This window comes from Kitasatospora sp. NPDC018058 (assembly GCF_044327205.1).
In the GTDB taxonomy this organism is placed as follows: Bacteria; Actinomycetota; Actinomycetes; order Streptomycetales; family Streptomycetaceae; genus Kitasatospora.
Map to the genome: position 1 here is coordinate 12,779 of NZ_JBIRFA010000022.1, position 25,726 is coordinate 38,504.

Here is a 25,726-nt window from a genome sequence, read left to right on the forward strand (position 1 = left end):
CCTGTGGTGGCGACGGCAGCGTAACCACGTCGCGGCGTGGACGCGGTCCGGAGCACGGCGGCGGGTTCCGGCTGCCAGCAGAGGGCGAATCTCGGCTGGCGTGAGGTCCACGAGGTCGGGCGTGTCCCGTTCGCCACCCCGCTACCACGAACGCACGCGGAGGCGGGACGGGGCAGGCCCTGGACACCGGCCCGGAACTGCACGGAAGTCCTGGGGCAACGGTGTCCCGGCCACCCTCGCCGCCACCACGACCCGGTAAGAGCGATCCTTGTGGAAATCCTGTGACGTGCGTCGCGGCAGCTCGGGCCGGCGGCTGGTGCCGGTGACGGCTACGTTCGGGAACCGCGAAAGGGGAGGGAAAGAGCCCGGCCGGGGGCACCACTGGCACCGGCGCTTTCACAGAGATCTCACAAGAATGCCTCGTACCGTGCCCGGACCTGCTTGGCGTGAGACGGCGGCGCTCACGTCTCGACACGAGTGAGGACAGGTGCGATGGAATCAGGGCATGTCCTGGGCGGGCGGTACACGGTCTTGGCGCTCTTGGGGCGCGGGGGTATGGCAGAGGTGCACCTGGCTCGAGATCAGCGCCTTGACCGCCTGGTGGCGGTAAAAGCCCTCCGACCGGATCTGGCCACCGACCCCACCTCGCTGCTCCGGTTCCGGCGGGAGGCGCTCTCCACGGCTTCGCTCAACCACTCCTCGATCGTTGCGGTCTTCGACAGCGGCGAGGAGGCGCTGGGTGAGGGGGTGCTGCCGTACCTGGTGATGGAGTACGTCCAGGGATGCACCCTTGACGAGATGTTGCGCCAGGGTCCGCCCTTGCCGGCCGCGCGGGCCCTGGAACTGACGCTCGGCGTGCTGGAGGCATTGGAACGCGCCCATGCCCGAGGCATCGTGCACCGTGACGTCAAACCCGCCAACGTGATGGTGACTTGGGACGGGAGGACCAAGGTCATGGACTTCGGCATCGCCCAATTCCTCGCGATCGACGCGATGGCCCTGACCCAGGGCTCCATGGTCATCGGTACGGCGGCGTATCTGTCGCCCGAGCAGGCGCGCGGCGAGTCGGTGGACGTGCGCTCAGATCTGTACTCCGCGGGCTGCCTGCTCTACGAGCTGCTGACCGGGAGGCCGCCGTTCACCGGCGAGACGCCCGTCGCGGTGGCATGGCAACACGTCAACGAGGAGCCGCAGCCACCCTCGACATACGCGCCGGAGCTGCCGGACGTGTGCGACGGTCTCGTGCTGCCGGCTTTGGCGAAGGACCGTCACCAGCGCTACCAGACCGCCGCCGAGATGCGCATCGCCGTAGCCCACACGCTGGCCGCCGTCGTCGCCCGCACGCACGCGAGCGACGTGCTCACGACCTGTCGGACTCCGTCTGCCTCGGACCATGCCTCGGCACCGGTTGAGCCCACGCCCGACCGGGTCCAGCGCACCCGCGGTCCGCGGCAAGGCAGACGGGCGAGACGCGTCGTCCTTGCCGTGGTGCTGTGCGCAGCCGTGTGCGCGGCCGCCGGGGCGTACTCGGCGGCCGACTCGCCACCCGGGGGGCGAGCCGTCCGAATGCCGGATCTGGCAGGCAAGAGTGTCGCCGACGCCAGACTGAGCGTGCAGAGCTCCGGACTGCGGGTGTCCAGGGTGGTGGAGGGCGCCTGCCCCACACCGGGGCTGCCCGTTCGTCGCGTTTGTGGCCAACTGCCCGCCTCCGGCGACGCGGTCGCCCGGGGCAGCGCCGTCGTGATCGACGTCCCGGCGCCGTCGAGCCCGCCCGCGCAACGGTGAACCGGGCAGGACGTCGCCCGAGTAGGTATTTCACGTAGGATCGGCAGGCCGATCGGCCGACACACCGCTTGGAACCCAACTACCACGAAGGAAAAGGCACACAACGATGCCGACGCACACCTTTCGGAGGCGGATCGCAGCCCGCGAGGCGGCAATCCGGCGCTGGCTGCCGATGGCGTTCCATACGGCGGGTGTCCTGCTGATGCCATGGATCGTCGTGCTCGCGATGTCGGTGAAGGGGCGCTTCGGCACACGAAACCTCTCCAACTCCTGGGTGTGGCTGGACGTCATGGAGGTCGCGGCGCTGTTCCTGCTGGCCCGGCTGGTACGTCGCCGCCACCCGGCCACCAGTCCGATGGCCTCGGCCACCGCCGTCCTGCTGGGCCTGGACGCGTTCTTCGACCTGTGGTCGGCACATCGTGGCTCCGACTACCAACTCGCGCAACTACTCGCCTACGTCGCCGAGTTGCCGAGCGCAGCCGTTCTCGCCACGCTCTCCTGGTACGCGCTGCCGTGGGCCGCGTCCGCCACACCGGCCGCAGGCCCCGGCGTTTCGACGCCGCCCCAGCGTGCTGTGGTGTGGTGACATGCAAAGCGCCAAGGGTCGCAGTCACAACCGGCACCACTGCGCAGCCGGTGCCGCACTGCGATCGGCTGCGCAATCGCGTCGGACGTGGTGGTGAGTCGGCCGGCCTGACACTCCCCGTCGCAGGTCAGCGCCAGTGCTACGCCGATCGCACCCGCGCAACCGCCCGGCGCCGTGCCGTGCCGTCCGGCCCGGCAGCGACGGTCGGCCACGGCCGACGGAAGGGAGCAGCGCGAGGTGTCGCAGGGCCATGCGGTGCTCGCCCGATCCCGCCGCATCGGGCGAGCCGGGGCGGACGTCGGTGGGCGCGGCCATGGCAGCCACTTGTTCACCTCACGACAGCCAAGACCCGTCACACCAGCCGAGAAGAGTCGAGCTCAGCGACCATCCGTCCTCGACCAGCCCGCTGCCGCCCATCCCGCTGACACCACCCCACGCGCTCACACGGGCCCCGACTTCGATGAGAAAACTCTCATCAGCCCGTGCCATCGTGGGGCCCGGCAAACGGCCGGGCGGCAGCGAGGAGAGGGCCGATGGCGGTCGGTGACAGCACCGGGACGGTGCTGGTGGTGGACGACGACAACACGATCCGCCGGTCGCTGGAGCGCGGCCTGCGGCTGAGCGGGTTCACCGTGCGCTCGGCGGACGGCGGGCGGGCGGCGCTGGAGCTGGTAGCCACCGAGCCGCCGGACGTGCTGGTGCTCGACGTCTCGATGCCCGACCTGACCGGCACCGAGGTCTGCCGCCGACTGCGCGACCAGGGCGTCGACACGCCCGTGCTGATGCTCTCCGCACTGGACGAACTGGCCGACCGGGTGGCCGGCCTGCAGGCGGGCGCGGACGACTACCTGATCAAGCCGTTCGCACTGGAGGAACTGGTGCTGCGGCTGCACGCCCTGCTGCGCCGCCGCCCGCCGGCCGGCGCGGGTGCGGGCGGCCGACTCGACGGACCGGGCGGCGAGCTGCTGCGGGTCGGACCGCTGGAGATCGAGCCCGCTACCCGCGAGGTGCGCCGGGACGGCCGGCCGGTGCGGCTGACCCGCCGCGAGTTCGAGCTGCTGGAGTACCTCGCCCGCAACGCCGGCCTGGTACTGACCCGCGACCAGTTGCTGGACCGGGTCTGGGGCTACGACTTCGAGGTCCGCACCGATGCCGTCGACACCTTCGTCAGCTACCTGCGCCGCAAGCTGGAAGAGGGCGGCCGACCCCGACTGATCCACACCGTGCGCGGCGTCGGCTTCGTGCTGCGGATGCCGGAGGCGGACCAGTGACCGGCGCGACCCCCGCCCTGCGCTCGATGAGCCTTGCCACCCGGATCGCGATCGGCGCCGCGCTGCTCGTCCCGCTGCTGGTGCTGGGCACGGGCGCGCTGCTGCTCGGCCTGGTCACCCACGACCTGCGCGCCCAGCAGGACACCAAGCTGCGCGACCGCGCCGACGCCGTGCTGCCCGCCTCCCGGGCGCTGCTGAACGCGACGCAACAGGGCCGGCTCCGGGTCGAACAGAACCAGCGCCGCAACCTGCTGGACGACGCGCTGGACGTCGGCATCCGGGTGACGGACGCGAACGGCAACCAGGTCACCCAGGGCGGCCCGATGCCGGGCCCCGCCTCGGTGCTGCCGCAGCCCGCTCACGGGAACACCGGCGGCCCGGTCACCGTGCACGCACAGGGCCGCGCCTGGCGGGTGCTGGCCCGGCAGGTGACCGGCGCCGACCCCGGCACGCTCTGGGTCGCGACGCCGGTGTCCGCAACGGACCCGCAAGTGGACGCGGTACGCGGACGGATCCTGTGGGCCGCCGTGCTGGCCGCACCGGTTTCCGGCCTGCTCGCCTACGCCCTGGCCCGGCGCGCCACCGCCCCGCTCAGCCGGCTCGGCCGCCGGGCCGCCGCCTTGGACCCACGCGCCGGCGCCGCCGGCTTCGGGCACCGGCGCAGCGGGATCCGCGAGGTGGACGAGCTCGCAGTCGCGCTGGAGAGCGCACTGGCCCGCTACGACGAGCAGGTCGCCCGCACCGGGCAGGCGCTGGAGACCGCCCGCTCGTTCTCCGCCGCCGCCTCGCACGAGCTGCGCACCCCGCTGATGGGCCTGCAGACCAACCTGGACGTGCTCAGCGCGCACCCCGACCTGCCGCCGGGCGACCGCGCGGAGATCACCGCCGACCTGCGCGACGACCACCGACGGCTGCTCGACCTGCTGACCGCGCTGCGCACACTGGCCCGCGGCGACCTGGTCGAGGAGGAGGCGTTCGGACCGCTGGACCTGGCCGAGCCGGCCGCGGCGGCGGTCGCCGAGCTTCGCCGACGACGGCCGGAGCTGGCGGTCATCGCCTTGGCCGCTCCCGACCTCACCGGGCCGGACGGCGGCGGGCTGCGGGTGCACGGCTGGGAGGCCGGGCTGCGGATCGTCTGCGACAACCTGCTGGCCAACGCAGCCGTGCACGGCCACCGACCGGGGTTGCCGGCCCGGATCGTGCTCGGGCTGCACCGGGAGGCCGGACAGGCAGTCCTGACCGTGGACGACGACGGGCCGGGCATCCCGGTCGAGGACCGCGCGGCGGTCTTCGACCGGTTCCACCGCCGCCGCGACAGCCCCGGCTCGGGTCTGGGACTGACCCTGGTCGCCCAGCAGGTGGCCCTGCACCGGGGCACGGTCACGGTCACCGAGCCGCCGAGCGGTAGCGGCTGCCGCATCGAGATCCGCCTGCCCCTGGTCGCCCCGGACGCCCCGACCCTGCCCCTGCCGACCCGCCGCCACTGGATCAGGTCCACGGGGGCGAGCGGCTGAGCGGGCGGCGGAGGCTCGCGGACCCGGCGACTCACAAGGAGTCCACGGCTCACAAGGAATCCACAAAGAGGCCCTCTACCGTCCTGCTCAGCCGGGCCGCCCGACGGTCCGGCCGGATCTGCCACCCCCTGGCAACTGGAGGACTCACCATGCGCTCCTACCGCAAGGCCGCCGCCGCGGCCGGTGCTCTCGCCCTCGGCGGCACCCTGTTCGCGTTCGCCGGCCCCGCCCAGGCGGCGACCACCAACGCCACCCCGGTGGCCACGGTGACCCCGAAGACCCTGCCGGCGCCCAAGGGCGACGGCGCGAAGGACATCTGCAAGCGCCTGCCCAAGACCGAGCAGCGGATCCAGAACGCGCTGAACCGCCTGAACGGCCCGAACACCGAGGTCGGCTCGGTCGCCCGTCTGGAGCAGCGGGTGGACAACGCCAAGGCCGCCGGGCACACCGCCGTCTACAGCTACCTCAACGACCGCCTGACCTACCGCAAGAGCCTGGTGCCCACGCTCACCCAGCGGCAGAACGACTTGAAGGACGTGGCCACCTGGTGCTCCTCGCAGGGCCTCGGCACCGCGACCGCGCAGTGACCGCTCGCACCATGACCGCCCGCGCAGCGGCCGCACGTCCGGCCACCGCTCGCTCGCTGCGGCGGGCCGCCGGTCTCACCGCCGCAGTCCTGCTCGCCTCGCTCGCCCTGACAGCATGCGGCGGGAACACGGGCGGGACGGGCACCGCCTCCCAGCCGGCCGCCGCGCCCGCCACCACCGCGGCCAGCGGTGACCAGCTCGGCGAGATGAAGCGGAAGGTGGACGCCGCCGACAGCGCGGCCACTGCCGCCGAATCGGACGCCGCCCAGGACCCCTCGGACACCCCCTCGCCCTGAACCCTGTGGGACCGACCGAGTGCCTCATCCCCCTCCGCCACGCGCCGTCGGGCGCGCCTGGCCCGACAACGGGCCTGCGGCGGAGGGGGATTACTCAGGTTGAACTCGCAGTGTCCGCGGTAGTGACGTTCTGCGATCGTCGCGGTATGCCGATGGAAATGCTCCCGAGCTCAACCCGGCCGAGGGCATCCGGTCCCTGCTCTCGTCGATACAGGCGAGGTTGCCACCGGATTAGATGGGCGTCAACATAGACGCATGTCGAATCTGGAGCTGAAGGTGCTCGACCAGGACGAGGCGCCGGCCGTGTGCTGCTCACCGATGGTCCGCGAGCCGCTGGACGAGGAGACAGCCGTCGACCTGGCCCGGATGTTCAAAGCACTCTCGGACCCGGTGCGGCTGAGGCTGCTGTCCCTGATCGCCTCGCACGAGGGCGGCGAGGCGTGCGTCTGCGACCTGACCGGACCGTTCGACGTCTCCCAGCCGACCATCTCCCACCACCTGAAGGTGCTGCGCGAGGCCGGCCTGGTCGGTTCGGAGCGGCGCGGGACCTGGGTCTACTACTGGGTGCTGCCCACCGCCCTGGCCAAGCTCTCCTCCCTGCTCCAGGCCCCGGTCGCCGAGGGGGCCTCCAGATGATGCAACCGGTACCGCTCGCCCGCCGGGCCGCCGTCGAGTTCACCGGCACCGCCGCGCTGGTCGCCGTCGTCGTCGGCTCCGGTATCCAGGCCACCAAGCTCTCCCAGGACGTCGGGGTGCAGCTGCTGGCCAACTCCCTCGCCACCGTCTTCGGCCTCGGCGTACTGATCACCCTGCTCGGCCCGGTCTCCGGCGCGCACTTCAACCCGGCCGTCACCCTCGCCACCTGGTGGACCGGCCGCCGCACCGGCGACGGCCCCACCCTGCGCGAGGCCGTCGCCTACGTGCCCGCCCAGGTCATGGGGGCGATCGGCGGCGCAGTGCTGGCGGACGCGATGTTCGGCGAACCGCTCATGCGCTGGTCCACCCACGACCGCTCGGCGCCACACCTGTGGCTGGGCGAGATCGTCGCCACCGCCGGCCTGGTCCTGCTGATCCTCGGCCTCGGCCGGATCGGCCGCGCACACCTGGCACCGGTCGCCGTCGCGTCCTACATCGGCGCCGCGTACTGGTTCACCTCCTCGACCAGCTTCGCCAACCCGGCGGTCACGATCGGCCGGACCTTCACCGACACCTTCGCCGGCATCGCCCCCGCCTCCGTCCTTCCGTTCATCGCCGCCCAACTGACCGGCCTGGCGATCGGCCTCACCCTGGTGACCGTCCTGTTCGGCCGACCGGCCCCGGCAGCCGCCGGCATGACGGCCCTGCAGCCCGACTACCCGCTCGCCACCAGCGACCGCTGACCGCTCCACCCCCACATCCGCACGATCAAGAAGGCACCCTGCCGTGAGCACCTCCACCGTCCCGTCCGTCCTGTTCGTCTGCGTGCACAACGCCGGCCGCTCCCAGATGGCCGCCGCCTTCCTTGCCCGCCTCGGCGGCGACCGGGTCGAGGTCCGCTCCGCCGGATCCGCCCCGGCCGACACCGTGAACCCCTCCGTGGTCGAGGCCATGAACGAGGTCGGCATCGACGTCTCCGCCGAAACCCCGAAGGTGCTGACCGCGGAGGCCGTCCAGGCGTCCGACGTCGTGATCACCATGGGCTGCGGCGACGCCTGCCCGTACTTCCCCGGCAAGCGCTACCTCGACTGGAAGCTGGACGACCCGGCCGGCCAGGGCGTCGACGCCGTCCGCCCGATCCGCGACGAAATCGAGCAGCGCATCCGCGGCCTGCTCGCCGAGCTCGGCATCGAGGCCGCCGCATGAGCCGGGCTAGGCGGCGGCGAGGCGCTCGCTGTTGTCGACCGGGACGAGGGTGTCCTCGGCTCCGTGGATGAGGAGTACGGGTGCGGCGTCGGGTCCCACGAGCTGGAGCGGGCTGGCGTCGGCGGCGTTCTCAGCCTCGGGCCACACCGGACCCATTGCTTACAAGTGACTATAATTCCTTAGATTCAAGCAACTTCAAGCAGCAATGGAGAAGGTCGTGATCGTCGCGGACCGCATCGCTCTGGCAGGCGCCCGACTCGTCCTGCCCGGCGGCGTCGTCGAGGACGGCCGCATCGCCGTCGAGGGCGAGCGCATCGCCGCCATCACCGACGGCACGAGCGGAGGCGGGACCGAGCCCGGCGACCTGGACCTGACCGGTTACACGGTCGTCCCCGGCTTCGTGGACCTGCACGTCCACGGCGGCGGCGGTGCCTCCTACGCCTCCGGTGTCGCGGAGGAGGCGCTGCTGGTGACCCGGACCCACCTGGCACACGGCACCACGACGACGGTGGCCTCCACCGTCACCGGGGAGATCGACGACATCGCCCGCCAAGCGGCCATGCTGTCCGAGCTGGTCGAGGAGGGTGTGCTCGCAGGCATCCACTTCGAGGGCCCGTTCATCTCGCACCACCGGTGCGGTGCGCACCGGCCGGACCTGCTGCGTGACCCGGATCCGTCGCTGGTGCGTGAGTTGGTCGACGCCGCCCGGGGTCACGCGAAGATGGTGACTCTGGCCCCCGAACTGCCGGGCGGTCTGGAGTCGGTGCGGATGCTGGCCGACCTCGGCGTGATCGCTGCTGTCGGCCACACCGACTCCGACTACGCCACCGCGCTGGCGGCGATCGAGGCCGGGGCGACGGTGGCCACCCACCTGTTCAACGGCATGCCCGGCATCGGCCACCGCGCTCCCGGCCCGGTGGTGGCCCTGCTGGAGGACGAGCGGGTCACCGTCGAGCTGATCAACGACGGCGTGCACCTGCACCCGTCCGTCCTCGACCTCGCCTACCGGACCGCCGGCGCGAACCGCGTCGCCCTGATCACCGACGCCATGGGCGCCGCCGGCATGGGCGACGGCCTCTACCCGCTCGGCCCGCTCCAGGTCGAGGTCAGGGACGGCGTCGCGATGCTGTCCGACGGCAGTTCCATCGCGGGATCGACGCTGACCCTGGACGTGGCGTTCAAGCGCGCGATCACCGTCAACGGCCTGACGCTGGGCCAGGCCGTCGAATCGCTCTGCACGACTCCCGCCCGGCTCCTCGGCCTCGGCGGCTCGATCGGTTCCCTCGAAACCGGCAAGAACGCCGACCTGGTCGTCCTCGACTCCGGCACCTACGACCTGGTCGCCGTCATGCGCCGCGGCCGGTGGATCCTCGGCGGCGAAAAGCTCACGCCGGTCGAGCCAGCCTGAGCCGCGCCCCGAACAGCACGACAGCGAGGCCCGTCCCACCCGGGACGGACCTCGACTCGTCAACATCCTCAGGCCGTCGGCGCCTTGAGGACGCGCAGCAGGCGGGTGACCTCCGCCGCCATGGCCGCGCGTCCGGAGCCGAGGTAGCGGCGGGTGTCGACGAGCGACGGGTTGTCGTCGAGGGTTCGCCGGACGGCGCCGGTGAAGACCTGGTTGAGGTGAGTGGCGATGTTGACCTTGGTCATGCCGTGTTCGACGGCGCGGGTCAGGTGTTCGTCGGCCACGCCGGAGGAGCCGTGCAGGACCAGCGGGACGGGGACGGCCCCGCGCAGTTCGGCGATGAGGTCGAAGTCGAGGACGGCGTCGCGGGTGAGCATGGCGTGGGAGGTGCCGACGGCGACGGCGAGGGCGTCGACGCCGGTGGCGGCGACGAAGGCGGCGGCCTCGGCGGGGTCGGTCGGGGCGCCGGGGGCGTGCACGCCGTCCTTGCCGCCGACCTCGCCGAGTTCGGCCTCCACCCACACTCCTGCCGCGTGGCGGCGAGTTCGTCGGCGTTCGGCTTGACCAGGTCGGGGCCTGCCGCCAGCGCGGCACCGTCCGCGTCGACCTCCCGCCACCGCGCCCACATCGAACGGGAGCTGATACCCGCTCTCGGCACCCTCCCCTTCGACGACCTCACCCGCCCGCACCGCTGACGGAGGAACAGCTCACCTCCGTCGGCTGGCGCAGCCGCCAGGGCTTCGCCGACAGCGCCAACCACTTCCACTACGTCCGGCTCTCCGCCGACAATCGCATCCTCTTCGGCGGCTACGACGTCGTCCACCAGTACCGCAGCCGGGTACGGGCGGAGCGTGACCAGCGTCCGGAGACCTTCGCACTTCTTCCAGACCTTCCCCCAGTTGGAGGGTGTGCGGTTCAGCCACGCCTGGGGCGGCGCGAACGACACCTGCACCCGGTTCAGCGCCTTCTTCGACCTCTCCCACGACGGCCGGGTCGCCTACGCCGCCGGGTTCACCGGCCTGGGGGTCGGCGCCACCCGCTTCGGCGCCGAGGTCATGCTCGACCTCCTGAACGGCGCCCGCACCGAGCACACCGCCCTGGAACTCGTCCGCCGCAAGCCGCTGCCCTTCCCACCCGAGCCCGCCCGCTCGATCGGCATCGGCATCACCCAATGGGCCCTCACCCGCGCCGACGCCGACGCCGACGCCGGGCGGCGCAACCTGTGGCTGCGCACGCTGGACCGTTTCGGCCTGGGCTTCGACAGCTGACACCCGGGCCGCCTGGCACCCGCACCCGCACCCGCCGCAGGCCGCCGTCGCCGAGCCCCCGCGCCCGGCGACGGCGGCCTGCGCCGCATTCAGTCCGCCGCGTTCAGTCGGCCGCGTGGACCAACTCACCGCCCACGTACGTCCGCAGCACCCGGGCCCGGGCGATCTCCTCCGGGGGCCCGGTGAGGATGTCCCGGTCGAGGACGACCAGGTCGGCGAGCTGCCCGACGGCCAGCGTGCCCGCGTCGTCGTGGCCGTTCACATGCGCGGCACCGGCGGTGTAGGCGGCGAGGGCGGAGGCGAGGTCGAGGCGCTGCTCGGGCAGGAAGACCCGGCCGTCGACGGCCTCCGGCTCCATCCGGTTGACCGCGACGTGCAGGCCGGCCAGCGGGTCCGGGCTGCTCACCGGCCAGTCGCTGCCCGCCGCCAGGGTGGCGCCCGCGCGCTGGAGCGCGCCGAACGGGTACTGCCAGGCGGCGCGTTCGGGGCCGAGGAAGGGGATGGTCAGCTCGTCCATCTGGGGTTCGTGCGCGGCCCACAGCGGCTGGATGTTGGCGATCGCGCCGAGCCGGGCGAAGCGCCGGAGGTCGTCCGGGTGGACCACCTGGAGGTGGGCGAGGTGGTGGCGGGTGTCGCGCCGGCCGTTGGCGGTGCGGGCGGCCTCGACGGCGTCCAGGGCCTCGCGCACCGCGCGGTCGCCGAGGGCGTGGAAGTGCACCTGGAAGCCGAGCGCGTCCAGTTCGGTGACGTATCCGCGCAGTGCGGTCGGATCGACGAAGCTGAGGCCCGAGTTGCCGGTGGCGCAGCCGCAGCCGTCCAGGTAGGGGCTGGTCATCGCGGCGGTGAAGTTCTCCGCGATGCCGTCCTGCATGATCTTCACCGAGCCGGCCCGGAACCGGCCGTGGCTCAACTCGGTTCGGCGCCGGACCAGTTCGGGGATCTGTTCGGCGCCCCGGTCGCGGTCCCACCAGAGCGCGCCGCTCACGCGGGCGGTCAGCGCGCCGGAGCGGGCGGCGGCCAGGTAGGCGTCGGAGGGGTCCGGCTGGCCGTTGAAGACGCCGAGCAGCGCGTCCTGCCAGCCGGTGATGCCGAGCGAGTGCAGCAGGCGCTGGGCCCGCAGCAGGCCGTCCAGGCGCTGCGCGGTGGTGGTGGCCGGCACCAGTCGGGCGACCAGGCTGGTGGCTCCTTCCTGGAGGGTGCCGGCCGGGGTGCCGTCGGGCTCGCGTTCGATCCGGCCGTCCGCCGGGTCGGGGGTGTCGCGGGTGAGGCCGGCCAGTTCCAGGGCGCGGGTGTTGGCCCAGGCGCCGTGGTGGTCGCGGTTGGTGAGGTAGACCGGGCGGTCCGGGACGACGGAGTCGAGCAGCTGCCGGGTCGGCAGTCCGCCGTCGAAGCTCTCCAGCGACCAGCCGCTGCCGGTGATCCACTCCTGGCCGGGGTTGGCCTCGGCGTAGGCGCGGATGCGCTCCAGGTACTCGGTGACGCCGACCGTGCCGGTGAGGTCGCAGGCGGCCAACTCGACGCCGCCGTACACCGCGTGGATGTGGGCGTCCTGGAAGCCCGGCAGCAGCAGCTTGCCGGTCAGGTCCACGACCTCGGTCTTCGGTCCGATCAGCTCGCGGACCTCGTCGTGCCCGACGGCGGTGATCCGCTCGCCGGCCACGGCCAGGCTGCTCGCCCGGGTGCGGGCGGCGTCGCCGGTGTGGACGGGGCCGCGGGTGAGGACCAGATCGGCCTTGGTCATGGGTGGTGCTCCGTTCTCGGGTCGTGCTGGGGTGGGTCAGGCGGTCGGGTCGAGGAAGTACGGTGAGCGCCGCCGCCAGCGGGCCCAGGCCGCCGACGGGAGTCCGGTGACGACCATCGCCACCACCACGGTCAGCTCGAACCAGCCGTTGTCGGCGGCGAGTTCGAAGTGGTCGGTGGAGTCGTAGAAGGTCCAGGCGAGGTAGCCGCCGACGGCGAGCAGGGCGGCCGCGCCGAGCAGCGGGCCGACCACCGCGCGCAGTCCCTGGAGCGGGTCGGTGCGCAGCAGGTGGCGGAAGCGGACGGCGGCCGCGACGGCGGTGAGCGCGTAGTAGAGCGCGACGATGATGCCGATCGCGTTGACGGCGGCCGAGATGAGGTCGTTGACGGTGGGGATGGCGATCGAGGCGAGGGCGAGGAGGACCGCGATGCCGGTGATCAGCAGGGTGCCGACGGCAGGGGTGGTGTGTGTGCGGTGCAGGCGGGTCCAGACCGGGCCGAGCACGCCGTCGCGGCCCATCGCGTACATCCCGCGCGCGGTCGGGATCACCGAGGACTGCAGGGAGGCCACGGCGGAGAACATCAGCGCGATCAACGGCAGTGCGGCCAGCGGCTGGTGGGCGAGCCTGGTGCCGAAGTAGGTCAGTCCGTGTGCGCCGTTGTCGGCCAGCTCGTCGAGCGGGAGCACCCGTTGGAAGGCGGTGCCGGCCAGCAGGAAGAGCAGCAGCATCACCACCAGGGCGAGGAAGCCGCCGCGGGAGGCGTCGCGCGGGTCGCGCACCTCCTCGCCGACGCTGAACACCGACTCGAAGCCCCAGTAGCAGAACACCGCCAGCACCATGCCCTGGGCCACCGCGCCGAAGGAGGGGATGTCGAGGGGGTTGTACCACTGGAGGGAGAACGGCTGGTCGCCGGCGAACAGCCCGTAGCCGCAGAAGCCGAGCAGCACCGCGTACTCGAAGACCAGCAGCGCCTTCTGCAGGCGGGCGGCGAGGTCGAGGCCGCGTACGGCGACGAGTGCGGCGCCGATCAGGACGGCGAGGCCGAGCAGGGTGCACTGGACGGTGGAGTCGGCGTCCAGTCGCAGGCCGGCGATGCTGCGCAGGTGGGCCTGGTCGAGGAGCTGGATGATCGCCGAGCCGGTGACGGTGGTGGTGTAGGCCATGAAGACCACCGTGCCGACGGTGTTCACCCAGCCGGTGAGGAAGCCCAGCCAGGGGCTGAGCGTCCGGCCTACCCAGCGGTAGCTGCTGCCGGCGTCGGGCTCGACGGCGTTCAGCCGCCCGTAGCCGCCCGCGATGGCGAGCACGGGCAGGAAGGCCAGCAGCATGATCGCGGGCAGGTGCAGGCCGACGACCCCGGCCATCAGGCCCAGGCCGATGCCGATGCTGCTGGTGGCGGCCGTACTGGAGGCGGCGATCACCGCTCCGTCCAGCAGGCCGATGGACTTGTGCATGGCGCCGTGGCTCGCGCCCGTTCTCGGACCGCTGCCCGTGTCCTTCACCGTGGATGCCAACGGATCACCGCCTTGCTCGTGGGGGTGCGGGGGTGGGGTGGGGGGGAAGTGCGAGCCATGAAACCGGCGGCACCCTTACACGTCAATGCTGTTGTCATAAGCGTCGCGAGCTCTGCCTCGCTCCCGCTCGCCAGGGCCCGAGGCCGGCCGGTTCCTCGGCGGTCGGCTCGGGATCGCCACACGGAAGGCCCTGGCGGGATCGCTCCCCGCGACCGGGCGGGTCGGCGAGCCGCCGGCAGTCGCCCCGGTGAGCGAGAACGCTGGTCGGTCCGCCGGTTCGACGGCCGGGTCGTTACCGACGCACCCCTATTGATGTGGGCCTGATCTCCATACCATCTCGCCATGGAGCTCGAACTCCGGCACCTCCGGATCATCTGCAGCATCGCGGACAGCGGCAGTCTGACGCGGGCCGCCGCGTCGTTGCGGCTGACCCAGCCCGGCCTCAGTGCCCAGTTGACGCGGATCGAACGGATGCTCGGTGGTGAGCTGTTCACCCGCGCGCAGTCGGGTGTCGTTCCGACCGCGTTCGGGGAAGTGGTCCTCGGCCGGGCACGGGCGGTGCTGCCGACCGTCGACGAGTTGCTGGAGGCATCCGCTCTCGCCGCTCAGAACGGCTGTTCGCCGCACCGTTTCCGGCTCGGCTCCGTCAACGCTCCCCTGCTCGGCGGGTTGATCACGGCGATCAGGTCGCATCATCCGGAGGCCGAGATCAGTTCGCGGGGCCAGGGATGCCCCGTCCCCCTCGTCGAGGACGTCGCGGGCGGCCGTCTCGAAGCGGCTGTGGTGGGCGACAGCCCCGGCTACGAGCTGGCGATCCCCCCAGGAGTTGCCGTCGAGCCCATCGCCACCGAACCGCTCTTCGTGGCACTGCCCGCAGCCCATCCGCTGGCGGCGCTGGAGGAGGTCGGACTGGAGGACCTCGAGGCCGAGGACTGGGCCGCTCCTCGTCCGGACAACGATCGGATCCGGGAGTACTGGTCCAGGACCCTGCTCATACTGGGCCATCGCATGCGCGTCGTCCACGAGGCGGAAGGTCGGCTCCTCCTGGACATCGTCCGCAACGGCCACGCGGTGAGCTTCTGCCAGGCCACGTTCGAGGAGATGCCCGGCATCGCCGTACGCCCGATCGCCGGGAATCCGCTCTGGTACCGGCATTTGCTCGCCTGGCACGAGGAGGGACCGCTGGAACCGTTGGGCCCCTCGCTCGTGCGGAACGTCATCGAGGCGTACCAGGCGGCGTGCGCCCGCAGCACGGTCTACCAGGGCTGGCTCGAACGCACCGGGCGCCGCACCGCCCGTTGATCGGAAACGTCCCGGTGCCACGCGGTCACCACTTGTAGGTCCAGACCGTGTCGGTGGACGTGTCCGAGGCGTTCACGTAGATCCGGATGCGGGCGGTGTCGTCCTGGAACCACTGGCCGGGTTGCCAGGTCTGCATGTCCGTCGTGGTGCAGTTCCCGGTGGGTGCGGCGGCGTTGGGATTGGTGACCAGCTGGATCGGCCCGTTGCCGGTGGTGATGGAGGTGTCGACCTTGTAGATGAGGACGCCGGTGGCGCAGGCGTTGGCGTCGTTGTAGGCCGCCTTACGGGACTCGGCGACATAGGCGGTGGTGGGGCTGGTCTTGACCACCGCCAGCCGGTAGCCGTCGCCACCGTACTCCAGCCCGGTCAGGGTGGTGGTGTACGTGTTCGCCGTGTCCAGACAGGACACCTGGGTGTCGGTGATCCAGCCGAACTTCCAGGCCTCCCAGCCGAAGTAGAGCGGGGCGGGGCCGGAGATCCTGCCCATGAGGTCCCAGCCGCCGACGTACTGGTTGAGATCGCCGCTGAAGGCGTAGAGATCGGGCAGGCCGAAGGTGTGACTGGTCTCGTGGTCGCCGACCTTGTAGCCCCAGGTCCACATGTCCTGGCCGAAGGTCACCGCCCAGTGGATCAGCACCCAGCTGCTGGTGTGCGCGTTCCAGACCCAGGTCGGGCTGGCCGGGTCCTGGATGAAGGTCGGGGAGTGCCCGATCGCGGTCGCGGTGGCGGTCGGCACGACGTAGAACATGTCGTACTGGGAGAGGTCGACTCCGGCGTTGGCCGCAGCGGTGAGCGCGTCCTGCACGTAGACCTGGTGCGTGGTCCAGGAGAAGCCGCGCTCCCAGTCGTAGTCGGTGGAGTTCTTCGGCATGCGGACCCAGTCGGCGTCCGGGACCTGGATGTCCAGCGTGGTCTGGCCGTAGGAGGCGTTCCACATCCAGTCCGTGGCCCCCTTCAGCGTGTCGTAGTACGACGTGAGGGGCAGGGCGGTGCCGACGGCGTCGGGGAAGTCCACGTAGACCAGGCCGATGCGCTTGGTGCCGATCGGGTTCTGGAACCGGGTGTAGTCGGTCTGCTGACCCTCGTCGGTGTATCCGGTCATGCCTTGCAGAGCACACGCGGAGGCGCTGCCGTTGTACGCGTGGGCGGGCTGGGCGGGGACGACCACCAGGGCGAGCAGCGCGGACAGGACGAGGACGAGCGCCGCCGGCAGCGAGCGCCGGGGTCTGACTGAGGGATCCATGGAAGCCTCCGTGGAGATCGGTCCGGGTTGTGAACCCGGCCGGCTGCGCCCTCGCGGGCGGCGCCGGCCGGGTTCCCTGAGCGGCCCGCGTACGGTCGGCGACTGCCGCCGTGCGGGAAGCGCGTGCAGGTTATCGTGCGGATCGATCGGTAGCTTCGGTAGCTCCCGGCTCTCCATCACGTCGCGTTATGAATGCGGTGACCCCTCTTCCGGCGGAGCGGAGCTGCTGCCGGGGCTCGCCCAGCAGCTTCACGACGCGAGCTGATGGATGATCACGCCGGCTCTACTGCTTGGTGATCTTGATAGTGTCTGCCAGCGGCCCGCGGCGCAGCACGTCGATCGTGACTCCCGTGGCGGGGTCGCTGAAGGACTGGCCGGGCTGGTAGGCGGCCATGTCGAGGACGGTGCAACCGGTCGGTGCGGTGGCGCCCGGATCGCCGTTGATCACTTGGACGGGTCCGTAGCCGGTCTGGGTGGAGGTGTCGACCTTGTAGACGAGCACGCCGGTGGAGCAGGCCTTGCTGTCCGCGCCGACTGCACGGCGGGACTCGGCGACGTAGGCCGTCGTGTCGCTGGTCCTGACCACGGCGATCTTGGTTCCGCCGGGGCGTTCGACGGCCTTCAGGTGGACGGTCCGGCTGCCGGACGTGGGCAGGCAGGCGACCTGACGGTCGTCGATCCAGCCGAACTTCCAGCGCTCCCAGCCGATGTGCTGCGGTGCGGGGCCGGCGATGTCGCCCATCAGGTCCCAGCCGCCGACGTAGCGGTGGTAGTCGGTGCCGGTGAAACCGTAGAGGTCGGGCAGGCCGAAGGTGTGCGAGGTCTCGTGGTCGGCGACCTTGAAGCCCCAGTGGTACATGTCCTGGCCGAAGGTGACCGCCCACTTGATCCGCTTGCCGTTCGCGGTGATCCCGGCGGTGGTCGGGTCGTAGAGGTAGGTGGGTGAGAAGCTGATCGCCGAGGCGGACGCGGTCGGGACGATGTAGAACATGTCGTACTTCGAGAAGTCCGTGTACGGCTCGGCGGCCTCGACGGCCTGCTTCACGTACGCCTCGTGCGCCTCGAACGTGATGCCGCGCTGGAAGCCGTAGGAGGAGGACGCCTGCGGCATGTGGATCCAGCGCTTCAGCGGGTCGATGTCCAGACGCAGCCGCCCGTAGGAGTCCTGCTTCATCCACTCCTGGGCGGGGGCGAGTTGGCGGTAGTAGCCGTCGAGGGAGCCGGTCGCCGGTGCGTCGGGGAAGTCGACGAAGAGCATCAGCACGTGCTTGGTGCCCAGCGGCTGCTGGAACTGGGTGTAGTCGGTGCTCCGCCCCTCGTCCGTCCAGCCCGTCTTCCCGGGCAGGGCGCAGGCGGAGGCCGCCGCGGCGGTGTCCGCGAGGGCCGGGGTCGCGGCGACCAGCGGCAAGGCCGCCGCCAGTACGGCGGCAAGGGATCTGAGTCTCATCTCTCTGTTCCTTTCCCTACGGCAGAGGTGGGATAGTCCTCGGTCAGATACGGTCGGCGGCCAGGTCCATCAGGCGGGCGAGGACTCGGTCACCGGACGCGGCGACCCCGTCGTGCTCCCACTCGTTGGTGACCCAGGTGCGCAGGGAACCGACCGCGCGGGCGGTGCGCAGGGACAGACCGGCGTCCACGTACATGTCGTCGTGGTAGACGGCCGCGGCCACTGGGACCCGGTTGGCGGCCAGCCCCGCCGGGTCGTACAGGTCGGGCCAGTCGGTGCGTTCGGCGAGCAGGTGGACAGCTTCGGCGAACGGGCGCAGCCCGGTGATCTCCTCGAACATCCACGGGTAGAACATCTCGCCGGTGAACAGCAGCGGGTCGGCCTCCTCGGCGAACTGCGGGTGCTCGGCGATGGCTCGTGCGGCGGCCCAACCGGTGGGAATGCCGCGGCGGCCGTAGATGGACTCCTGGAGGACGGCGAACAGCGGGTTGTCGGTGAACGCGGTCAGGTTCATCACCTGCTGCAGGAAGGATGCCGATGGCCCGCTGCCCGGTTCGAGGGCCTCGTCGAGCAGCCAGTGCAGACGCTCGGCTCCGTCTCCCATGCCGAGCATCAGGCCGAGGGTGCGCAACCGCCGTACGGTGAGCCGGTCGCCGTCAGGGAGGTGGACCTGCTGCCGGTCGAGGAGATCGGCCAGTGTGCGGACGAGTTCGCGGTCGCGGGGGTAGCGGGCGTAGTACGCGGTCGTCTTCTCCCGCACGCGCGGGTAGGTGGCCGCGTAGACAGCGGAGGCGGTGGTGTCCAGGCCGGGTAGGCCGCCGGTGATGTAGCAGGCGCGCAGGCCCTCGGGGGCGAAGGAGAGGTAGCTGAGGGTGAGGAATCCGCCGTAGCTCTGCCCAAGGGTCTCCCAGGGCTCATCGCCGCACAGCTGGCGCCTGATCACTTCCGCGTCGGCGACGATCGAGTCGGCACGGAAGTGAGCCAGGTGGTCGGCCAGTTCGCGGGCGGAGCCGAACCGCGAGGCAGTCCGCGCCGTCACCGGCGCGCTTCGGCCGGTGCCGCGCTGGTCCAGCAGCAGCACCCGGTGCGTCTTGAGGGCGTGGCCGAGCCAGCCGGCCGTGGCGTTCAGCGGGCGCGGTGACTTTCCTCCGGGGCCGCCCTGGAGGTAGAGCAGCCAGGGCAGTTGATCACCGGACCGTACGGGGTCGACGACCTCTCGGGCGAACAGCTCGGTGGTTCCCCGCCCGGGTTCGGTGTGGTCGAGCGGCACGCCGAAGACGTGGTCGGTCACGGCGAGCCCGGGCAGCCGGTACTGGGCGCGGATCACGGCGTCCTCTCGGGATAGTGGCAGGCCACCTGCTGTCCGAGGGCGATCACCCGCAGCAGCGGGCGTTCGGCGGCGCAGAGTTCGTCGGCCTTGGGGCAGCGGGTGCGGAACCGGCAGCCTCCCCCAGCCTTCGGCCGGGAGGTGCCCCCACGGCGGTCGAGCGGGCTGGGCAGGTCGCCGTGGAGCACGATGCGCTCCCGGGAAGTCTCCAGGTCCGGGTCGGGCAGCGGCACGGCGGACAGCAGGGCGTGGGTGTACGGGTGCGCGGGGTGGGCGAACAGGGTGTCGCGGTCGGCGGTCTCGACGACCGATCCGAGGTACATCACGGCGATCCGGGTGCTGATCTGACGGACGGCGCCGAGATCGTGGGCGATGAACAGGTAGCTCAGTCCGTACTCGTCCTGCAGGTCCTTGAGCAGGTTGAGGATCTGCGCCTGGACGGAGACATCGAGTGCCGAGACCGGCTCGTCGCACACCACCAGCTTCGGGCGCAGGGCCAACGCCCGGGCGATGCCTACGCGTTGGGCTTGCCCCCCGGAGAGCTCGTGGGGATGACGGTCGGCGTGCTCCGGCCGAAGGCCGACCCGGGCCAGCAACTCCTCGGCCGGCGGGTCGGATTCCAGGCCCTGGTAGCGGTAGGGGCCGGCGAGGATCTGACGGACGGTGTGCCGTGGGTTGAGTGAGGAGAAGGGGTCCTGGAAGACCATCTGAAGGTCACGGCGGATCGGGCGCAGGTCCGTCTCGTCCAGCCCGGCGAGATCGCGCCCGGCGAAGTGGATGCTGCCCGATGTGGGCCGCTCCAAGCGGGTGATCAGTTTGGCGACGGTGGACTTTCCGCAGCCGGATTCGCCGACCAGGCCGAGGGTCTCGCCGGGCCCGACTGTCAGGGAGACTCCGTCGACCGCCGCGACGTGGCCGGCCAGTCGTCGGGTCAGGCCGTGGCGCACCGGGAAGCGCTTGACCAGGTTCCGCGTTTCGAGCAGGGCGGTGCGGCCGTGTGCCTGCTCCGCGCTCCGGTCGCCATCGTCCACGGTACTCCTCCTCGTGGTTCGCTCGCTCATGCGCGCCTTCTGATGATTCGCTCTCCCCAGCCTCCGGCCGGGGGTACCCCCACCGCTCGCTCATGTGGTCGCCCCGAGGGTGGGCAGCCGGTCCGGCAGAGGTCCGTCGACGCGCGGAACGCAGGCCAGCAGGCCTCGGGTGTACGGCTGTTGCGGCCGGTGGAACACGTCGCGTACCGGGCCGCGCTCGACCGCGCGGCCCTGGCGCATCACCACAACCTGGTCGGCCAGTCCGGCGACCACGCCCATGTCGTGGGTGATCAGCATGATGGCCGTGCCGGCCTCCTCACGTAGCTCGCGCAGCAGTTGGAGGATCTGCGCCTGAACGGTGACGTCCAGCGCGGTGGTCGGCTCGTCGGCGATCAGCAGGTCGGGTTCCAGGCACAGGGCCATCGCGATCATCACCCGCTGCCGCATCCCGCCGGAGAACTCGTGCGGGTAGCAGCGGGCGCGCCGTTCCGGCTCCGGGATGCCGACCCGGTCCAGCATCCGCACCGCGATCCGGTGCGCCTGTTTGCGTCCGACGCGGTGGTGCGCCCGGTACGCCTCGGCGATCTGGAACGCCACCGAGTAGTACGGGTTGAGGCAGGACAGCGGGTCCTGGAAGATCATCGCGATCCGGTCGCCGCGCAGCCGGCGCAGCGAGCGCTGGTCGAGGGCGGTCAGTTGTCGCCCGTCGAAGCGGATCTCGCCGCTGACCCGGGCGTCGCGCAGCAGGCCGAGGACCGCGAGGCTGGTGACCGACTTGCCGCTACCGGACTCGCCGACCACGCCGAGCACTCGGCCGGCGTCCAGGTCGAGGTCGAGCCCGTCCACGGCGCGGACGCCGGAGCGGAACTCCACGGCCAGGTCACGTACCGTCAGCAGGGTCATCCGACGGCCCTCACTCTCGGGTCGAGGACCGCGTACACGAGGTCCACCAGCAAGTTGGCGAGCACCACGAAGGAGGCGGCGAACAGCGTCACGCCGAGGATCACCGGCTGGTCGGCGGAGGCGATCGCGTCGGCCGCGAGCTTGCCGACGCCGGGCAGGCCGAACACCGACTCGGTGATCAGCGCGCCACCGAGCAGCGCGCCGAGGTCCATGCCGAAGATGGTCACGATCGGCATCAGGGCGGGCCTCAGCGCGTGCCGACGCACGACGGTGGTCTCGGGCAGGCCCTTGGCTCGGGCGGTGCGCACGTAGTTCTGGCCGAGACTCTCCAGCATCTCGCCGCGGGTGACCCTGGCGTAGATCCCGGCGTACAGCATGGCCAGGGTGATCCAGGGCATCACCATCGACTGCGCCCAGCCGATCGGATCGGCGGTGAACGGCACGACCTGCGGGTACGGCAGCAGCGTGAGCTGCACCACCAGCAGGTACTGCAGCACCAGGGCGGTGAAGTAGATCGGCAGCGATACTCCGCCGAGGGCGGCCGTCATCGCGGCCCGGTCCCACAGGCTGCCACGCCGCAGGGCCGAGACCGCACCGGCGCCGACGCCGACGACGAGCCACAACACCGCGGCACCGATGGCGATCGAGAAGCTGACCGGCAGCCGGCTGGTGAGCATCTGCCACACCGGCTGGTTCGTCTGGAAACTGAAACCCAGGCACGGGAACGGGCAGTTGACGGCCTGCGCACCGCTGCCATAGGTCCGCCCCGAGACGATGCCGACGAGGTAGTCGCGGAACTGGACCGGCGGCGAGTGGTTCAGCCCGAGGGTGGTGCGGATCTCGGCGATCCGCTCCGGACTGCACGCCTTGCCGCAGGCGCCCTGCGCCGGGTCCGCCGGCATCAGGTAGAAGATGGCGAAGGTGGCGGCGCAGATCACCAGCAGGATGGCCGCCGTGACAGCCAGTCTGCGCAGCAGGTAGAGGATCATCGTCGCTGGCTCCGGGGGTCGAGCGCGTCGCGGATCGCGTCGCCGAGCACGTTGAAGGCGAGCACGGTGACGAACAGGAAGGCGCCGGGGATCACGAAGTAGGCAGGGTCCGCCGCGTACCAGGGGACGGCGGTGGCGATCATCTGGCCCCAGGACGGGGTGGGAGCCTGGACACCCACGCCGAGGAAGGACAGGCCGGCCTCGGTGGCGATGTAGCCGGGGATGGACATCGTGGCCACCACCAGGACCGGTCCGGTCAGGTTGGGCAGTACCTCGTGCAGCAGCAGCGCCCGGCGGGAGGCGCCGAGCACCCGGGCGGCCGCGACGAACTCCCCCCGCGCGAGCGCCATCGCCTGTCCGCGCACGATCCGGCCGACGTACGGCCAGCCGAAGAAGCCGAGGACCACGACCAGGAGCAACCGGCGGTCCGTGCCGGGCGCCGCCGAGATGAGCGCGATCATGAAGATGAGGCTGGGGAAGGACAGCAGCAGGTCCATGGTGCGCCCGATCACTGTGTCGACCCACCCGCCGAAGAACCCGGCGACCAGGCCCAGCGCCGTTCCCAGCACCACCGACAGCACAGTGGCGAGCACGGCGATCAGCAGCGACACCTGCGCGCCGTACACCACCCGGGCGAGCAGGTCCCGGCCGTTGACCGGCTCCACGCCAAGCCAGTGCCGGGTGCTGATCCCGCCCGCCGCGCCGCGCGGCAGGCCGCCGAGCGCCGGGTCCACCGCATCCCCGTGGAAGGCGGTCGGCGAGTTCCCGGCGATCCAGGTGATCAGCGGCGCGGCGACCGCGACCAGGACCAGCCCGGCCACCACGACCAGCGCGAGGGCCGCCGAGCGCTGGGCCGACAATCGTCGGATCACGGTCACTTGCGCAGCCCCAGGGAGACCAGGTCGAGCCGGCCGACGTAGGCGATGTGCCCGTACGCTCCGGCGACGTCCGGGCCGACGAGGATCGGTGCCTTGTCCCAGAGGAACGGCACCACCGGAGCGTCCTGCGTGATCTGCTGGGCCAGCTGCCCGTACGCCGCCTGGGCCACTGCCGGGTCGCCCATCACGGCGATCCTGTCGATCTGCGCGTCGACGGCCGGGGAGTCGTACTGCGAGTAGTTGTTGTTGCCCTGACTGGTGATCAGGCGGCCGTCGAACACGATCGGCAGGTACGTCGAGGCGCCCGGCCAGTCCGGGGACCAGCCGGCGATCACCAGGTCGTGCTCCTGGTCGGTGTTGCCGACCGTGCTGTAGAAGGCGGAGGAGCTGATCTCGTTGATCTTCACGGTGATGCCGGCCCGGCTGAGCGAGGCTTGCACCGCCTCAGCCTGCGCCTTGCCGGCGGCCGAGGCGGGGGCGTCGAGGGTCAGGGTGAGGTCGGAGGCGTGGCCGGCTTCGGCGAGCAGTGCCTTGGCCTTGTCCGGATCGCCCTTGCCGTCCTTGCTCGGATAGGGGTCCTCGGCCTGGTAGCCGAGGGACGGCGGCAGCAGGCTGGTCGCCAGGTCACCGGCGATCGGACCGCCGCGAGTGGTGCGCAGCGCGTCCTTGTCCAGTGCGTACGCGATGGCCTGGCGCACCCGGACGTCGTCGAGCGGCTTGTGCTTGGTGTTGATGCTCAGGTAGCGGGTGTTGATCGAGTCGCCGGTGACCAGCCGACTCTTCAACTGCGGGTCATTCAGCACCCGCCCGACCGAGGCGGGGCCGACCGGCTCCAGCGAGACCGCGTTCGCGTCCTCTCCCTGGCCGGCGATCAGCCGCTGGTCGACCACCGCCGCGTCAAGGCCCAGGTCGATGACGACCTTGTCGGGCAGGGCTTTGCGGATGGTGTCGGTAGCCGGGTCCCAGTCGGTGTTGCGGACCAGGGTGAGCTGCTTCTTGGGGTCGAAGCCGCCGATCCTGTACGGGCCGGAGGAGAACGGCCGGGAGTCGTAGTTGACACCGGTGTCCTTGTCCCGCGGCACCGGGGCGAACATCGGCAGTGACACCGCCGAGCCGAAGTCGGCCACCGGGCGGTTGAGATGGAAGACGACGGTGCCGGTGTCCGGGGTCTCGATCGAGGCCAGCCCGGCCGGATCCTTGTAGGGCCCCTTGTACGACTCGCCGCCGGCCAGCCACATCCGGGCGTACGGCGGGCCCTCGGGCAGCTCGGCGGCGAAGGTCCGCTCGACCCCGTACTTGATGTCCTCGCTGGTGATCGGGCGGCCGTCCTCGAACTTCACGCCCGGCTTGAGGGTGAAGGTCCAGGTCTTCGCTCCGTCGCTGGGGCGGCCGGTGTCGGTGGCCAGGTCCGGCACGATCTTCCCGCCCGCCTGGCCCGGCGCGGCGGCGAAGGTGGTCAGCGTCCGGTAGATCAGTCGGCTCACGTCCTGCGAGGACGTGACGTAGTTGCGCGCCGGGTCGAGATGCTCCAGGTCGAGGGTGGACAGCACGTGCAGCGTGCCGCCCTTCACCGCTGCCGCGTTCGATCCGGTGGCGCCGCCACCGGATCCCGTACAACCGGCAACCGACAGCAGCCCCAGGGCCGCCCCGAAGGCCAGCCCGACTCTTCGTTGTCCCACGTCTCCTCCATGCATGATGTGACATTTCATGCGTGGGAGAAGATTGGCCGACCGAGGGACCTCCCAGAAGATCCCAGCACCCCATCACATCGCGTTATGGAGCTCCGGCAAGGACGGCCGCGACAGGCCCCCGGCCGTGGTGCGGAGCCCGTACGAGTTCCGCACCACGGCCGCACGGCAGCCCGTACCCCGCTCTGGAAGTACGGAGGCCGGCGGCCCTGACCTGTCGGTTCATCATGAACGCGTTCCCGTCCCGCGTTTGCCCCGCGCCACATGCCGGCTGACCTGTGCGTGCATGTCGTCACGCACGCGTACCGAGGTCGCGACGGACCTACTGCGACAGGTGGTGCCGGAGCGCCGTCACTCGCGGTAGAGCAGGAGGGTGCCGCCGGCCAGGACGGCGCTGGCGACCAGGGCCCAGGCGGTCTGTCCGTGCAGCACGAGGACGGCGCCCGGGGCGGCGCCGGCGAGCATGGTGGCGACGGAGAGGACCTTCCTGCGCTGGCGGGGGGCGGTGCCGCCGGCGAGGCGGGAGTCGGCGGCCAGGCCGGTCAGGGTGAGGGTGAGCACGGTGGTGGTGAGGTCCGGCACGCCGAGGCCGCGTACGGTGCCGTTGCGGATGCCCATCGCCAGGGCGAGCAGGGCGATCACGGCGTACTGCGCGGGCCCGTCCGCGCTCCAGGCGAAGACGACGGCGGCTGCCGCACCGTACAGCGCGACCTCCAGGATGAAGACCGTGCGCAGCTGTGCGGGGCGCCGGGTTCCGGCGTGTCGGGTGGCGAGTCTGCCGGCCAGGAGCGCGCCGAGGAGGAAGGCCGCGAGGGAGGTCGATGAGCCGGTGACGGAGAATCCGGGTGCTCCGGCGAGCGCGAAGGCGATGACGACGACGTTGCCGGTCATGTTCGCGGTGAAGACGTGGCCGAGGCCGAGGTAGCTGACGGCGTCGATCAGACCGCTGACCAGGGTGAGGCCGAACAGGGCCAGTGCGAGCGGGTGCCGGTCGTGGATCTTCGGTCCGGGCACCGGCGGCGGGGGTGCGCTGCGGGAATCGGCTGCGGGCGTGGTCACGACGGTTCCTCGGGCGGTAGGGGGAATGTGGGTGGGGGCGCCGCCG

At 71.4% G+C, this 25,726-nt stretch carries 23 protein-coding genes and 2 pseudogenes; 12 read left to right on the forward strand and 13 right to left on the reverse strand.

Annotated features, from left to right (window positions below):
• The first annotated feature begins 492 nt into the window (after positions 1 to 492).
• The 9 genes from ACH4E7_RS28120 (at position 493) to ACH4E7_RS28160 (ending at position 7,881) form a co-directional block, all read left to right on the forward strand.
• Complete coding sequence (locus ACH4E7_RS28120) at positions 493 to 1,785, forward strand: protein kinase (protein ID WP_396251848.1); 1,293 nt, start codon at positions 493 to 495, stop codon at positions 1,783 to 1,785.
• A 106-nt stretch (positions 1,786 to 1,891) separates the two neighbouring features.
• Positions 1,892 to 2,371, forward strand: coding sequence for a hypothetical protein (locus ACH4E7_RS28125; RefSeq protein ID WP_396251849.1), 480 nt, complete (start codon positions 1,892 to 1,894; stop codon positions 2,369 to 2,371).
• Positions 2,372 to 2,904: 533 nt separating this feature from the next.
• Positions 2,905 to 3,642: a response regulator transcription factor gene (locus ACH4E7_RS28130; RefSeq protein WP_396251850.1), complete on the forward strand. Its 738-nt coding sequence runs from the start codon at positions 2,905 to 2,907 to the stop codon at positions 3,640 to 3,642.
• Positions 3,639 to 5,156: a sensor histidine kinase gene (locus ACH4E7_RS28135; protein ID WP_396251851.1), complete on the forward strand. Its 1,518-nt coding sequence runs from the start codon at positions 3,639 to 3,641 to the stop codon at positions 5,154 to 5,156. Before ACH4E7_RS28130 ends, ACH4E7_RS28135 begins: the two co-directional genes overlap by 4 nt.
• Before the next feature lie 149 nt (positions 5,157 to 5,305).
• Positions 5,306 to 5,743: a hypothetical protein gene (locus ACH4E7_RS28140; protein ID WP_396251852.1), complete on the forward strand. Its 438-nt coding sequence runs from the start codon at positions 5,306 to 5,308 to the stop codon at positions 5,741 to 5,743.
• An 11-nt stretch (positions 5,744 to 5,754) separates the two neighbouring features.
• Complete coding sequence (locus tag ACH4E7_RS28145) at positions 5,755 to 6,039, forward strand: hypothetical protein (RefSeq protein WP_396251853.1); 285 nt, start codon at positions 5,755 to 5,757, stop codon at positions 6,037 to 6,039.
• A 255-nt stretch (positions 6,040 to 6,294) separates the two neighbouring features.
• Entirely contained in the window at positions 6,295 to 6,675 is a 381-nt protein-coding gene (locus ACH4E7_RS28150; protein ID WP_396251854.1) for an ArsR/SmtB family transcription factor, read from the forward strand.
• Positions 6,672 to 7,418, forward strand: coding sequence for an aquaporin (locus ACH4E7_RS28155; RefSeq protein WP_396251855.1), 747 nt, complete (start codon positions 6,672 to 6,674; stop codon positions 7,416 to 7,418). Before ACH4E7_RS28150 ends, ACH4E7_RS28155 begins: the two co-directional genes overlap by 4 nt.
• A gap of 43 nt (positions 7,419 to 7,461) precedes the next feature.
• Positions 7,462 to 7,881, forward strand: a complete 420-nt coding sequence (locus ACH4E7_RS28160; protein ID WP_396251856.1) for an arsenate reductase ArsC — start codon at positions 7,462 to 7,464, stop codon at positions 7,879 to 7,881.
• A 6-nt stretch (positions 7,882 to 7,887) separates the two neighbouring features.
• On the opposite strand, the gene ACH4E7_RS28165 is transcribed toward ACH4E7_RS28160, so the two are convergent.
• Entirely contained in the window at positions 7,888 to 8,028 is a 141-nt protein-coding gene (locus tag ACH4E7_RS28165) for an alpha/beta hydrolase family protein (RefSeq protein ID WP_396251857.1), read from the reverse strand.
• A 73-nt stretch (positions 8,029 to 8,101) separates the two neighbouring features.
• Between ACH4E7_RS28165 and nagA the strand changes: the two genes are divergently transcribed.
• Positions 8,102 to 9,289, forward strand: a complete 1,188-nt coding sequence (gene nagA, locus ACH4E7_RS28170) for an N-acetylglucosamine-6-phosphate deacetylase (protein ID WP_396251937.1) — start codon at positions 8,102 to 8,104, stop codon at positions 9,287 to 9,289.
• Positions 9,290 to 9,357: 68 nt separating this feature from the next.
• Here nagA and ACH4E7_RS28175 read toward each other — a convergent pair.
• Positions 9,358 to 9,825 (reverse strand): annotated as a pseudogene (locus ACH4E7_RS28175) (class II fructose-bisphosphate aldolase); the annotation flags it as partial.
• A gap of 152 nt (positions 9,826 to 9,977) precedes the next feature.
• Here ACH4E7_RS28175 and ACH4E7_RS28180 point away from each other — a divergent pair.
• A pseudogene (locus ACH4E7_RS28180) lies at positions 9,978 to 10,557 on the forward strand (FAD-dependent oxidoreductase); the annotation flags it as partial.
• A 103-nt stretch (positions 10,558 to 10,660) separates the two neighbouring features.
• Here ACH4E7_RS28180 and ACH4E7_RS28185 read toward each other — a convergent pair.
• Positions 10,661 to 12,298: an amidohydrolase gene (locus tag ACH4E7_RS28185; RefSeq protein WP_396251858.1), complete on the reverse strand. Its 1,638-nt coding sequence runs from the start codon at positions 12,296 to 12,298 to the stop codon at positions 10,661 to 10,663.
• Between the two features lie 36 nt (positions 12,299 to 12,334).
• Positions 12,335 to 13,753 carry an APC family permease gene (locus ACH4E7_RS28190; RefSeq protein WP_396251859.1) on the reverse strand — a complete coding sequence of 473 codons (1,419 nt, stop codon included), beginning with the start codon at positions 13,751 to 13,753 and terminating at the stop codon, positions 12,335 to 12,337.
• 402 nt (positions 13,754 to 14,155) lie between these two features.
• Here ACH4E7_RS28190 and ACH4E7_RS28195 point away from each other — a divergent pair, with 402 nt between their 5' ends.
• A complete protein-coding gene (locus tag ACH4E7_RS28195; protein ID WP_396251860.1) occupies positions 14,156 to 15,115 on the forward strand; it encodes a LysR family transcriptional regulator in 960 nt (319 codons plus the stop codon).
• Positions 15,116 to 15,140: 25 nt separating this feature from the next.
• On the opposite strand, the gene ACH4E7_RS28200 is transcribed toward ACH4E7_RS28195, so the two are convergent.
• From ACH4E7_RS28200 to ACH4E7_RS28240, 9 genes are all read right to left on the reverse strand, one after another.
• Positions 15,141 to 16,358 (reverse strand): M6 family metalloprotease domain-containing protein, encoded by a 1,218-nt coding sequence (locus ACH4E7_RS28200; protein ID WP_396251861.1) that lies wholly within the window; start codon positions 16,356 to 16,358, stop codon positions 15,141 to 15,143.
• A gap of 283 nt (positions 16,359 to 16,641) precedes the next feature.
• On the reverse strand, positions 16,642 to 17,805 hold the full coding sequence (locus ACH4E7_RS28205; protein ID WP_396251862.1) for a M6 family metalloprotease domain-containing protein: 1,164 nt from the start codon (positions 17,803 to 17,805) through the stop codon (positions 16,642 to 16,644).
• A gap of 43 nt (positions 17,806 to 17,848) precedes the next feature.
• Positions 17,849 to 19,132, reverse strand: a complete 1,284-nt coding sequence (locus ACH4E7_RS28210) for an alpha/beta fold hydrolase (protein ID WP_396251863.1) — start codon at positions 19,130 to 19,132, stop codon at positions 17,849 to 17,851.
• Positions 19,129 to 20,163, reverse strand: a complete 1,035-nt coding sequence (locus tag ACH4E7_RS28215; RefSeq protein ID WP_396251864.1) for an ABC transporter ATP-binding protein — start codon at positions 20,161 to 20,163, stop codon at positions 19,129 to 19,131. Before ACH4E7_RS28215 ends, ACH4E7_RS28210 begins: the two co-directional genes overlap by 4 nt.
• A gap of 90 nt (positions 20,164 to 20,253) precedes the next feature.
• A complete protein-coding gene (locus ACH4E7_RS28220) occupies positions 20,254 to 21,066 on the reverse strand; it encodes an ABC transporter ATP-binding protein (protein ID WP_396251865.1) in 813 nt (270 codons plus the stop codon).
• A complete protein-coding gene (locus ACH4E7_RS28225) occupies positions 21,063 to 22,055 on the reverse strand; it encodes an ABC transporter permease (RefSeq protein ID WP_396251866.1) in 993 nt (330 codons plus the stop codon). Before ACH4E7_RS28225 ends, ACH4E7_RS28220 begins: the two co-directional genes overlap by 4 nt.
• Positions 22,052 to 22,933: an ABC transporter permease gene (locus tag ACH4E7_RS28230; protein WP_396251867.1), complete on the reverse strand. Its 882-nt coding sequence runs from the start codon at positions 22,931 to 22,933 to the stop codon at positions 22,052 to 22,054. The genes ACH4E7_RS28225 and ACH4E7_RS28230 overlap by 4 nt, the downstream gene beginning before the upstream one ends.
• Positions 22,930 to 24,612, reverse strand: a complete 1,683-nt coding sequence (locus ACH4E7_RS28235) for an ABC transporter substrate-binding protein (protein WP_396251868.1) — start codon at positions 24,610 to 24,612, stop codon at positions 22,930 to 22,932. Before ACH4E7_RS28235 ends, ACH4E7_RS28230 begins: the two co-directional genes overlap by 4 nt.
• Before the next feature lie 360 nt (positions 24,613 to 24,972).
• Positions 24,973 to 25,680 carry a YoaK family protein gene (locus ACH4E7_RS28240; RefSeq protein ID WP_396251869.1) on the reverse strand — a complete coding sequence of 236 codons (708 nt, stop codon included), beginning with the start codon at positions 25,678 to 25,680 and terminating at the stop codon, positions 24,973 to 24,975.
• Positions 25,681 to 25,726: the final 46 nt, after the last annotated feature.